We start from the raw sequence: 12,388 nt of genomic DNA, 5'->3' as shown, positions 1-12,388 counted from the left end.
AAAGCAGGTCAGATAGCGTGTGTGGCTATCATGGTATTAGGCGTAGGCGGGGCCAATACTACTATATTTTTTTGAAGGTTTTTTTCATCAATTACTTATGGATATACACGTTTGTACCAACTGGAACCATGGATGATAGTTCTTTAACATCCCGATTCTGCATACGGATACAACCTTTTGAAACCCTTTTTCCGATCGAAGAAGGGTTGTTTGTCCCGTGTATACCATAATGCGGCTTTGATAAACCCATCCACAATTGTCCAAAAGGACCACCAGGATTATATTGTTTATTAATAATCTTATAATTTCCACTAGGCGTCGGAGTCAAGATTTTCCCAACAGAAATCGGATAGGTCTTCAGTATTTTATTTCCGTCAAACAACCTCAATTTTAGTGTTGAAACATTCACATCAATCCACTTTGCCATATCAATCAACTCCAAATAATGATGTTTCATTATATGGAAGATCGGTCAAATTGATTTTCTTTTTATATCGATTATGATTGTTTAGATACGTTCTGTAACACATATTTCATTAAGATCGAACATCCTACAATTGCAGCTAAGATAAACATTGCTACCATGTCAAACACCATCCTTATGTAGTAGTGAGAATAACTTTCAACCTCAATTAGAATTCTATCATCAACGATAATCATTTTCAATACTCTAATTGAATTTTCACAATTTTGTAACAAGAAAAGCGGCCGATTAAGGGTGCCACGTCCTGTGGCAACATCGGCATCGGCACTCGTACATCCTGTACTTCGCAGCTAGACATCAAAAAAACGCCCTCTTCAAAGAAGGACGCCTTCTGTAAATCTTATTTTATTTTTTCTTTAGTAACGTTTTTCTGAAAACTTACTTTTCCATCCGCTAATGATTCAATGATCGCTAGAGATTCAACGTGATAGCCCTCGTTCCGCAGCTGCTGTCCGCCTTCCTGAAACGCTTTTTCAATCACTATCCCGATTCCAGCAATTTGTGCGTTTGCCTGTTTTACAATATCAATTAACCCTAAAGCAGCTTGTCCGTTTGCTAAAAAATCGTCTATGATCAACACATGGTCATCCTCTTGTAAATATTTATTAGAGACAGAGATTTCATTTGATTCCTGTTTTGTAAAAGAATAAACAGATGATGTAATCAAATCATTCACAAGAGTCAGTGATTTTCTTTTTCGGGCAAAAATAACAGGAAGATTTAATTGCAAGCCAGTCATGACAGCTGGAGCTATCCCTGAAGATTCCATCGTCAAAATTTTTGTTATAGGCTTATTGGAAAAACGCTTCGCAAATTCCTTCCCTATTTCTAACATAAGTTGCGGATCGATTTGATGGTTTAAAAACGAATCAACCTTTAGTACAGATTCCGAAAGTACTTTACCTTCTTGAATAATCTTTTCCTGAAGTAATTCCATTTTCCCCTCCTGATTTTCCTTTATTCAAACGAGCAATCAATGACTTAACATTCTTTTTCTAGCTTATAGATCTGACTATATTTTTCAGTCAAATAATCAATTAAATATTGAGCATTTAGCCCTTCTCCAGTCACATCATGCAGGATTTCAAGAGGCTTTTTCATTTTGCCAAATTGGTGAACCTTTTCATTAAACCAATTTTTTATTGGAAGAAGATCACCGTTCTCTAGCAAGGATTCGAAATTTGGAACTTCTTTTACTAATACATTTTTGAATTGAGCAGCATACATATAACCTAAAGCATAAGAAGGAAAATACCCAAAGCTCCCACCTGCCCAATGCACATCTTGAAGCAGTCCTTGCGCATCGTTCTCAGGACGAACCCCTAAGTATTCTTCATACTTGTCATTCCAAATTTGCGGAAGATCCTTTACTTCAATTTCATCATTAAATAATCCTTTTTCAATTTCATAACGAATAATAATGTGCAATGGATATGTTAACTCATCTGCTTCAATTCGGATAAGAGATGGCTTAGATTCATTAATTGCGCGGTAATAATCGTTTAATTCAACTGACTCGAATTGTCCATTTGTGTATTGCTTTAATAATGAATAATTATTTTTCCAAAAGGAATAGTTTCTGCCGATAAAATTTTCATAAAATAAGGATTGTGACTCATGTATCCCCATAGAAGTTCCAGTACATAAAGGTGTTCCGATTAAGTCCTTTGATATATTTTGTTCGTATAGCGCATGTCCACCTTCATGGATCGTGCCAAATACCGCTGATCGGAAATCATTTTCATCATACTTCGTTGTCACGCGAACATCACCTGGATTGATTCCAATGGCGAAAGGATGGACCGTCTCATCAAGACGCCCTGCTTTAAAGTTATAACCAATTTGCTGCAATATTTCTAAACTAAAGTCTCGCTGTTTTTCTTTAGGGAAATATTCAAATAAAAATTCAGTTTGAGGTTTATTTTCAGAAGCATTAATATTTTTTACAAGAGGAACGATTTGCTCCCGTAATTCATAAAATACTTGATCTAATACTTCAACTGTGACTCCCGGCTCGTACATATCAAGTAGAGAATTATATTTATTTCCTTCGTATCCCCAGTATTGAATAAATCGCTTATTCATTTCAACTAGTTTTTCTAAATACGGCTTGAACATTGAAAAATCTGATTTAGCTTTTGCTTCTTCCCAAATGCTCTCGGCCTTTGATTGTAAAATGACGTACTCTTTATATTCTTCCGCTGGTATTTTTTTGTTCCGCTCATATTCTTTTTTGCACTCTTCAACTGTTTTCTTTGTTATGTCTGATACATCTAATTTTGATAATTCATCTATGTATGAAGCCATTTCCTCTGAAGTTGACATGTTAAATACCTCAGCACTTAAAATTCCAATCACTTCAGAGCGTTGTTCTACTCCATTTTTAGGTGCACCGGTTCGCAAATCCCAAAAAATTACTGACAAAGCTTCATCATAGGCCTTCATTTTTTTCACATATTCAAGAAATGACTTTTCAATTTCTTTCATCGCGACTCCCCCTATTATTTATATTTATTACAATTATTTTACCATATATTTCATCGTGATTAGAAGTAAGCCTTTCGACGATATATCGAATATCATTTCTGTTTATAGAAAAAGAATTAGCGTTTTAATTGCAGCTAATTCTTTTTCTATAATTATAGTTGAATAGGAAGTACAGATTTCACTGCTTCTACGATTTTTTGGTCTTCATTCTCTGACATTAATAGATGAACAGTTCCTTGATCTTCCTTACTTCTTATTAATCTGCCAATACCTTGACGCAAGCGTAGAAGCATATAAGGCATATCTACCTCAAGGAATGGATTGTCGGCCGCCTCTCTTTTAGCCTTAAAGACCGGGTCATTTGGTGGAAATGGCAACGAGTAAATAAAGACATTTTCAAGTGATCTTCCAGGAATATCTAGACCTTCCCATAAACTAGTCGCACATAAAACTGAGTTCTCTGTATTTTGAAAAAGAGAAACAAGAGAGCTTATTTCGGCATCCCCTTCAAAATAGATTGAGCAGTGAGTTTGACCATTCGCAAATTGTTTAAAAGCTTGTAATTCTTCGTTTGTATTAAATAAAACTAAAGACCCGCCTTCTAATTGTTGAATGTTTTTCCAAATATATTCACATATCTCTGAAGAATTCTCCCTTTGGAAAGTAGGCATTTTTATCTCCATTTTTCCTTCGTATTCAAAAGGAGATGCCACTGAGAATGAAAGAAAATGTTCCGCCCCTAAGCTTTTGGAAATATAGTCAAATGATTTATTTTCTGATAAAGTAGCAGAGGAAAAAATAAATGGCTTTGGCTGTGAAAACACTTCCTCCTTCATAATTTCCTGAACAAGCCTTGGCATAATAACAATCGTTTTTTCGTCTTCTATTTGTTCAAACCAAGTAATTCCATTCAATTCTTTTAGAAAAAGAGATAATGAGTACGATATTTGTTCTAGGTATTCTTCAACGACCTTTAAATCATATTCATTCATTACATACATTTCACTCTCAAACACTAATTCTTCTTCTAATTGTCCAATGAAAGATAACAATTGTTTTCCTGCTCTTATTACATCGCTTGTTTTTATTATTTCCTGTTTTTCTGACCCGGCTGTATGAATAGCTGCCTTTTCTACACTCGAAAAAAATCTTTCATTTAGAAGTATGATTTCATCGATAATATGTAAGGTTTTTTCCCTCACATCGTTTTCCATTAACCTAGATAAAAGCTTATCTAGCATTTGATCATTAAGTCTATAAGTCAACGCTTTTTGGCAAGCAAATTCTAATAAGTGACCTTCATCGAAAACAATACACGAGCTTTCAGGTAAAAAAGGCAGCTGTCCTTCTCGTTTTCTCGACTCCTTCGTCCAAATATGCTCCATATAAAAATCATGCGAACAGATAATTAAATCTGCTGATCCTCTATAGTAATCACGGTGTAAAGTTTGTCCACATCGATGCCTTTTTTCACATGTAAAGCAATCCTGTAATGAATCCCAAGAAATATGTTTCCACTGTTCATCCGTTAATTCAGGATAATCCTTACGATCTCCATACCGTGTAAAAGTTTGCATAGATGCACCACTATGAACAAAATCCGGCATACGATCATAAACGACTTCATACTCCTCATCACTAGAAACGATTGAATCAAGTTTATTTAAGCAAAGGTATTGATCTCTAGATTTAGCAAGACGAACATCAATTTGTAAATTTAATGCTTGTTCCAGCTTTGCGATATCACCTTCTTTTTTCACAAGCTGCTCGATTAACGTTTCATCTGCACATGCAATAATTGCTGGCTTATTCATATAACGAGCATAGCAAATTGCATAAAGCAAATAGACGAAAGTTTTCCCTGTACCAACACCCGCCTCAGCAAAGATGATTTTTTTATCCTTAAAGGCTTGTTCTAGTTGATAAGCCATAAATATTTGTTCATCTCTAATTTCATATCCAGCTTCTGGGAGAAGATCGTAAAACACATCTCCAATCCAATCTCCTAGCTTTTCATAAAAGGATTCTGTTTTTGATACTTGAAATGGTAAACGGTTCTGCATGAAATTCCTCCAGCTTTGTCATTCATTTTCTACAAGATAACTGTATTATTATATCAACATTTAAAAATATAGCACAGAATAAAAATAGAGTCTGAACAAAATTCAGACTCATAATTAGACCGCTCATACTTAGTTTCATTTCAATCCTTGTATTTTTCTCCCTACCTATAGCACATTAATATTCACTCATGTGTGAAAAAGAAAATGACAATGCCTGCTGAAGCTCTATTTGAGCTTTTTCAAGCTTCAATTTCGCTTCTTCTGATAGGTTTTCATTCTCTAATGCTTTAATCGTATCATTTAATGATTGTGATATTTTATAAAAATCAAGATTAGGTTGTATCATTGCCATTCCTCCTACCAAAATAGATGTTATTATTCTATTCAGTAAAAAGAATGGTTATACAATGGTAAACAAAAATTTTTTAACAATTTTTAGGCTTTCTTTTGCCCCAATATTGATAATAATCTGTTTTTATAAACCCATTAAATAGCTTTCTCTTTTTTGTAGCTTGTTTTCCATAAAAAGCTTCAAATTCTTCATCAGAGGTCATCATATAAATGGACCACGTGTCAAGATCTTTAAAAGCATGTCCCATTTCTTGATACATTTTTTGAACTGCTGGTTTGTCGCCAAGACGTTCACCATACGGAGGGTTTCCAATAATAACTCCATATTGCTTTTGAGTGGTAAAATCTCGAACTTGCATTTGCTTAAAGGTAATCAAATCCCCTAATCCTGCTTCAAATGCATTTTCCTGTGCCATATTTACCATTCGATGATCAATATCTGAACCGAAAATGTCTAACGGCTGATCATAATTGGCTTTATCTTCTGCTTCTGTTCTAGCTTCATCCCAAATTTTTTCTGAGATAAATCCCCATTGCTCCGATAAAAACTCACGGTTAAAACCTGGAGCAATATTTTGGCCAATTAAAGCAGCTTCGATTGGAATCGTTCCTGATCCACAGAATGGATCAACAAAGGGGCGATCTGGTGTCCAATTAGTCAATAAGACTAATGCAGCTGCCAAAGTTTCTTTTAAAGGCGCTTCCCCTTGCTCGACACGATATCCGCGCTTATGTAATCCACTTCCGCTTGTATCCAAAGTTATTAAAGCAGTATCTTTATGCAGCGCTACTTCAATTTTATATAATGGTCCATTTTCTTCGAACCAACCCGTTTTTTTATAGTGTTTTCTTAATCGTTCCACGATTGCTTTTTTCACAATCGCTTGACAATCAGGAACACTAAACAGCTTTGATTTCACAGATTTACCAGTTACAGGAAACTCCGCATCTTCAGGTAAAAAATCTTCCCAAGGAAGAGCTTTTGTTTTTTCAAATAATTCATCAAAAGTCGTTGCCTTAAATTCTCCAATGGCAATCTTGATTCGATCCGCCGTTCGAAGCCACAAGTTACATCTTGCGATGGCTAATTCATCGCCTTTAAACGTTATTTTTCCATTGTCCACTGTGCACTCATAGCCTAGATCGCGAACCTCCTTTGCTACAAGCGCTTCAAGCCCCATTGCAGAAGTCGCAATTAATTGATAAGTTTTCATTTTGTCACCCTTATTCATTTGAATTCACTAAACTTTAAGTTGGAAAAGTGATAGCTAGTAACTACAATAAGTTTGATATGAAAAAAAGCTCTCCAAAGGAAGCGGAGAGCTTTACTTTTACATTCATACATCCACTAACAACGTTCTGTAAGCCATGTTCTGTTCCAAGGTACTCGAACGGCTTTCTGCCTCGTACCAAGGTGGTAATCATCTATCTACAGATGAAATTCATCTGTCCTTCTCTTCGTTCAATTCCTCCGAGAAAGTGCCCCTACCATTATTTGGGTTTCTCGCTCGCGGGGTTTACCTCGTTCCACCCTTTCCATTTCTAGAAAGGCTACGTCACTGTGGCACTTTTAAAGGTAATTTTACCATATCTTAAAAAGACTTAGGTAATTTCCCTGCCGTCAGTTCAGCTCACTGGCTAAACTGCCCTAGCTTATTTTTTCACTAGGCACGAACACTACAAGCATCTCAGCCTGTGCGAGCATGGACTTTCCTCTGTAAAAAGAAAACTTTTTACAGCGATTACCCGAACGATATTAATGACTGCATAAAACAGTATAGAGAATTCTGCTTCAAATAGCAATGGTTATTAACAGAAATATAAACAAATAATGTCAATGGTAACGATTCCATCTTTAACCATTTCATAAAGAAAGCTATCACTCATGAACATTAATCATACAGCTTGCTGCCAAAAACATGCTTCTCCAAATTAGAAAGCCTTTTTAATATATCAAAATTGGTCGTTCCAGCTGATTGCGGTGCTGGGCGTCTTGCAGCATCATCCAGCTGTTTTTTTAATCTCATATTTTCTTGATACAGTTCCTCAATTTCTTGATGCATGGTTTCATAATCCTTAATGATCAAATCTAGAAATTTGTCTACATCTTCCGGTTTATACCCACGCATTCCCGATTTAAATTCTTTTTCAAGAATATCCTTAGCCGTTAACTTTATTTTATCTGATAACATCATAATCACCTCGGTCAATCCCAAATACATATATTCATTTTTTCAAAAAACGTACCTTTTGTCAATTTTTCTTTTGATATCCTTTGTTAATCATCTTGCCGATTCTGAAATTGCTCCTCCTCAAATAACGATTCAAGGTCTGAAAAAGTAATGAAATGGAGTGAATAGCTATATTTTTCTTGATAAGTTCTAACAGCTTCATACAAATATTTTGGGCTTCCTTCACGATCTGAATCATAAAAAAGAATCATCGCATCACTTTTTTCAATTAAAAACTGATTTTTCAAACGAAACTGCCATGGGCTTTCATAATTTTTCCTTGAAACTGAATCCACAAAATCTGCTTGTGATATCACAAATTCGTACCATTCTTTATTTTGATCATTCCAAGTCTGTTCTTGGTTATAAAATGGAGTAATGACTGCAAGCTGTAATTGCTCATAACCCTCGATTTGCATATCAAAAACAACCTCAGCAGCCCATAATTCTGTTCCAAGTTGACCACTAATGATCACCCATTCTAATCCCTCGTTCATCAATGTTTCAAGATTTCTTCGAATGGCTTTTTTAATAAAAGAAATGGCAATATCATCTTTCTTAAATACCCCTACTTCAAATGGCTTATAGCCTGAAATGACCACTTTTTTTATCACAAACGTAAACTTTCCTTTATGTAAAATAGATTGAAATGCTGCTTTGTATTTATTATCATATCATTTTTTGTTATTTTTTCCAGTACCCAACCGTTTTTTATCCTTAAAAAAACAAGGGCTTGCTCTAGCCCTTGTTTTACGTTCATTTTCTTATAGAAATGTATAAAACTGATCCTTAAATGAACTAAATAGCACAACCGTTAGACAAATGACCATAAAAAACAAGAACAAAATTGCTTTATACATGTACCCCGCTCCATATTTTTAAATTCCGTATCTTAATTCATACAAGTATCTATTTTACAGGGTTATACAAAGACAAACAACAATAGTTTTGATTTTTTCACAGTATTGTAAAAATATTTTCCGAATATTTTTCTCCGACATTAATGAGCAGTAAATCTCTACTAATGGAAAGTTTTACTTTTTCTTGCTTACGATTTTTCAATTTTTTTATTGAGCCGATTGAATCGTTTTAACAATTCATCAAACCCCTTGTCACTTGATTGATTCAAGCGATGAAAATCGATTGCTTTTTCAGTGTACTCTATGGCCTTTAAAAGCTTTTTTTTACGATGCTCATATATTTTCGCAAGCTCGATACATGCTTCCGTTTGAATGGAAGCCCAGCCTTGTTCTACAACCTGTAACCACATTTCTTCTGCACAGTCCCATTGTTTATTTTTTTTATATTGAAACGCAAGGGCATGCTTGCTTTCCGCTGCAGCTTCTGTCTGATCATCTACAACTTTCAAAAAAGCTTCTTTCGCTGATTCAGAATTACCGATTTTCGAAAACCATTTGCCAACTTCAAGTGTTTCTTTTGCCGTTTGGCCCTTATCCAACCCTAATAGCTGTAGTGAAAGATGAGTGTACAAAGTAATTAATGATAAAATATCGAATTCATTATGCTTTAAAACCCCAATCATTCCTTCTGGATTTCGATTTTCAACAAAATCAAAATAAATCATTGGTGCTAGAAAACCTGGAATATCCTCAATTCGATCGATCTCTAAAATTTCCTTTTCCACGATCGAGAGCTTTAACCGTTCTAATCGATGCTTCCACATTCTCCTTGCTGCGTGATAAAGATCAAAATGACCAAAGGAGGGTAAAGCAGGAACACGATCTCTAATAAGCGTATGTCTTGTTTTCACTTGCGGCCAATCAAAAGCCTTTCCATTATACGTGACAAGCTTCAAGTCTTTGAGATTTTCCAAAAAACTTTGATATAAAGGTACTTCTGATCCAGGCTGAGGAAGTATATGCTGCTTCACGATAACATTCGTTTCGGATACTTTTGCATGACCTAAAATAAAAATGGTATTACCAGTTCCTCCACCAAGACCTGTTGTTTCGGTATCAAAGAATAGCAGCTCGTTTGCCGCATACCCTTTTGCGGATAATGGATGGTCAATAGACACCTCATTCCACCGCTGGATCACTTTAAGAAATTCCTTTAATGCATATTTTCCGTGGATATATTTAAGAGGATACTTCGTTTCCCTTACAAGACAAAAATCATTATCAAAATAATAAGGCTTAACATTCTCTTTTCCCCAGATTTCTTGATAAGGAAGGTCTTGTAGTACAACAGCAGACTGCACTTTTTTTGGTTTTGTATCCTGTTCATTTGTCTTATGTGGTTTTAAACGTTGAAGCTTTTTTTTAATGGACATGAGCTTACCCCCCTTGCTCAATGAAGTAAAATGTGGGAGAGCATTTTCACCGTATCGTTTTTCACAAAATCCGATAAAAAATCTGCCCCAATACAAGATGGACATCCATTTTGACAATGACAATTTTCAACCAGAGATTTAGCCTCCAATAGAACACCTTCTATCCCCTCAAAAAGCTTTTCACTGAGCCCAATCCCACCAGGGTAGCGATCATAAAAAAACAAGGTCGGCTTTTCGTTATGAATAGCCTTTACCTGTGGGACTACATGAAGGTCTTGCGGATCGCACATGACAAATAACGGAGCTATGTGCTTTAAAGCATGGCTCATTCCAAGCAGACATTCCTCTAATCTCTTTTCAGTAAAGCTTAGGTGACCGTCAAAAGAAATCCATGCTGCATTCGTATGAAGCTCCATTTCAGGTAAATGAATAGGACCAGAGCCAATATTTTCATGTGTTTCAAACTTTATTTTTTTAAAAATGGTTGCCATCGCTGTGACACTTACATCTCCAAATCCAATTTCAATACCTTGTTTTTGCCGCATCTTATCTGCTTCGATGACTTTTAGCTCGACAGCAAGGTTTGCGTCCGTAAAATAATCAACGCTTACTTCTTTTACATAAGCTTTTTTCCCATCCCAATCCAATTGATCTACTTGATATTGATTACCTTGATGAAGATAAATCGCGTCTTCATGCAGCAAAGTCATGGCAGAAAACTGGTCCATTTCCCCTATCACTCTTGAATGAGCCACATTAGATTGATCAATGATTACAACGTTTGCTTGCGAGGCTGATCGCAGACTAATGTTATGTGCAGGAAAGGCATCATTCATCCAGTACCATTTATCACCATTTTTATATAAAAGCCTTTCTTCACTTAAATATTCCAGCAATTCCTCTGTTTCAGCAAGACCAAACGTTTCTCCTTTCGTAAAAGGAAGTTCAAAAGAAGCACATTTCAAATGATCCATAAGAATAATTAAATTATTTGGATTTATCCTAGCCGTTTCTGGATTTCGATTGAAAAAGTAATCAGGGTGCTGAATGACATATTGATCAAGTGGATTGGAGCTTGCCACAAGGATCACTAATGATTCATGCTGACGTCTCCCTGCTCGTCCCGCTTGCTGCCAGGAACTCGCTATCGTACCTGGATAACCAGCCATTATACAAACCTCAAGCTGCCCAATATCGACTCCAAGCTCCAATGCATTTGTACTAACCACTCCATATATGGTGCCATTACGAAGACCCTTTTCAATCTCTCTCCTTTCAGATGGCAAATATCCGCCCCGATACCCTCTTATCGCTTTTGGGCCGAGCTTATGAATGACCAATTCTTGTAGATAAGATAAAAGGATTTCAACTCGAACACGGCTTCTAGCAAAAACAATCGTCTGTATTTTATTTTTTAACAATTCACTAGCAAGCTTTCTCGCTTCTAAAGTTGCACTTTTTCTTACATTTAATGGTTTATTGATAATGGCTGGGTTATAAAATAAAAAGTGCTTTCTTCCGCTCGGGGCACCATTTTTTACAATAAGCTTCATTTTTTGCTCGGTTAATTGTTCAGAAAGCTCTAAAGGATTGGCTATAGTAGCCGATGTACAAATAAAGATGGGATTGCTTCCATAATAATGACAAATTCTTCGTAGACGACGGAGCACATTTGCAACATGACTTCCAAATATCCCTCGATAAATATGCAGCTCATCTATGACAACATATTTTAGATTTTCAAATAATGATACCCATTTCGTATGATGCGGGAGTATAGCAGAATGGAGCATATCCGGATTCGTGATCACAATATGCCCTGCTTTTCGGACTTTTTGTCTTATATTGGATGGGGTATCACCATCATACGTATAGCTATTGATTTTAACCTCAGCTTCTTCAATCAACTCATTCAATTCACTTTTTTGATCCTGTGCCAAAGCCTTTGTAGGAAAAAGATAAAGAGCTCTCGCCTTTTCGTCCTCTATAATAGTTTGGATAACAGGCAAATTGTAACACAATGTTTTTCCTGATGCTGTTGGAGTAACAGCTACTATGCTATGTCCTTTTCTAACTATATCATAGGCTGTTTGTTGATGAGTATAAAGGGTTCCGATGCCTCTTTTTTGTAAAGCACGAACAATGTTTGGATGAATATCAAAAGGAATATCCACTGTTTCCGCTTTTTTTTCTTCAATGGTATGCCAATGGACAATGTTTTCCTTAAAATCAGGAACGGAATTCAGCTCCATTAAAATGTCTTGTAAGTTTTTCCGTATCTTCATACATTCTCACTTCTTTTCTTTTATTAAGGCTCTGTTAAATTTCAGTACTGATTTATAATCGTCAGGAAATTCACTCGCTTTCCGCGGACGAACTGGCAAGCCTCCTCGCTTGTCCCTCGAGGCCACTGAAAAACTTTCGTTTTTTTTTGTTTATATTTGAATGTAGACATATAAAAGGCAACTTGTCTCCAAAA

11 protein-coding genes and 1 other RNA gene are annotated in these 12,388 nt (G+C 35.8%); all 12 read right to left on the bottom strand.

Annotation, left to right across the window (positions count from 1 at the left end; translation table 11 throughout):
* Positions 1–91: 91 nt before the first annotated feature.
* Positions 92–427, bottom strand: a complete 336-nt coding sequence (locus FDO66_RS17905; protein ID WP_141434033.1) for a L,D-transpeptidase — start codon at positions 425–427, stop codon at positions 92–94.
* A 71-nt stretch (positions 428–498) separates the two neighbouring features.
* The gene (locus FDO66_RS20980; protein ID WP_181444644.1) at positions 499–660 is read right to left on the bottom strand and encodes a hypothetical protein; all 162 of its coding nucleotides are present in this window, start codon (positions 658–660) and stop codon (positions 499–501) included.
* A 164-nt stretch (positions 661–824) separates the two neighbouring features.
* Positions 825–1,421: a xanthine phosphoribosyltransferase gene (locus FDO66_RS17900; protein WP_141434032.1), complete on the bottom strand. Its 597-nt coding sequence runs from the start codon at positions 1,419–1,421 to the stop codon at positions 825–827.
* Positions 1,422–1,465: 44 nt separating this feature from the next.
* Positions 1,466–2,971 carry a carboxypeptidase M32 gene (locus FDO66_RS17895; protein WP_141434031.1) on the bottom strand — a complete coding sequence of 502 codons (1,506 nt, stop codon included), beginning with the start codon at positions 2,969–2,971 and terminating at the stop codon, positions 1,466–1,468.
* 152 nt (positions 2,972–3,123) lie between these two features.
* Positions 3,124–5,034, bottom strand: coding sequence for an ATP-dependent DNA helicase (locus FDO66_RS17890; RefSeq protein ID WP_141434030.1), 1,911 nt, complete (start codon positions 5,032–5,034; stop codon positions 3,124–3,126).
* Positions 5,035–5,209: 175 nt separating this feature from the next.
* Positions 5,210–5,380, bottom strand: coding sequence for a hypothetical protein (locus tag FDO66_RS20975; protein ID WP_181444643.1), 171 nt, complete (start codon positions 5,378–5,380; stop codon positions 5,210–5,212).
* A gap of 79 nt (positions 5,381–5,459) precedes the next feature.
* Entirely contained in the window at positions 5,460–6,599 is a 1,140-nt protein-coding gene (locus FDO66_RS17885) for a THUMP domain-containing class I SAM-dependent RNA methyltransferase (protein ID WP_141434029.1), read from the bottom strand.
* Between the two features lie 143 nt (positions 6,600–6,742).
* An RNA gene (rnpB, locus tag FDO66_RS17880) (RNase P RNA component class B) lies at positions 6,743–7,139 on the bottom strand.
* Positions 7,140–7,277: 138 nt separating this feature from the next.
* Entirely contained in the window at positions 7,278–7,577 is a 300-nt protein-coding gene (gene gpsB, locus FDO66_RS17875) for a cell division regulator GpsB (RefSeq protein ID WP_141434028.1), read from the bottom strand.
* 86 nt (positions 7,578–7,663) lie between these two features.
* Positions 7,664–8,227, bottom strand: coding sequence for an SLOG family protein (locus FDO66_RS17870; RefSeq protein WP_181444650.1), 564 nt, complete (start codon positions 8,225–8,227; stop codon positions 7,664–7,666).
* A 437-nt stretch (positions 8,228–8,664) separates the two neighbouring features.
* Positions 8,665–9,909 (bottom strand): ribonuclease H-like domain-containing protein, encoded by a 1,245-nt coding sequence (locus FDO66_RS17865; RefSeq protein WP_141434026.1) that lies wholly within the window; start codon positions 9,907–9,909, stop codon positions 8,665–8,667.
* 17 nt (positions 9,910–9,926) lie between these two features.
* Positions 9,927–12,194, bottom strand: coding sequence for a DEAD/DEAH box helicase (locus tag FDO66_RS17860; RefSeq protein ID WP_141434025.1), 2,268 nt, complete (start codon positions 12,192–12,194; stop codon positions 9,927–9,929).
* Positions 12,195–12,388: the final 194 nt, after the last annotated feature.

It is taken from the genome of Bacillus sp. 03113 (assembly GCF_006546985.1).
GTDB lineage: Bacteria > Bacillota > Bacilli > Bacillales > Cytobacillaceae > VATK01.
Note: the sequence above shows the minus strand (reverse complement) of the source record. Positions and strands in the feature narration are given on the sequence as shown.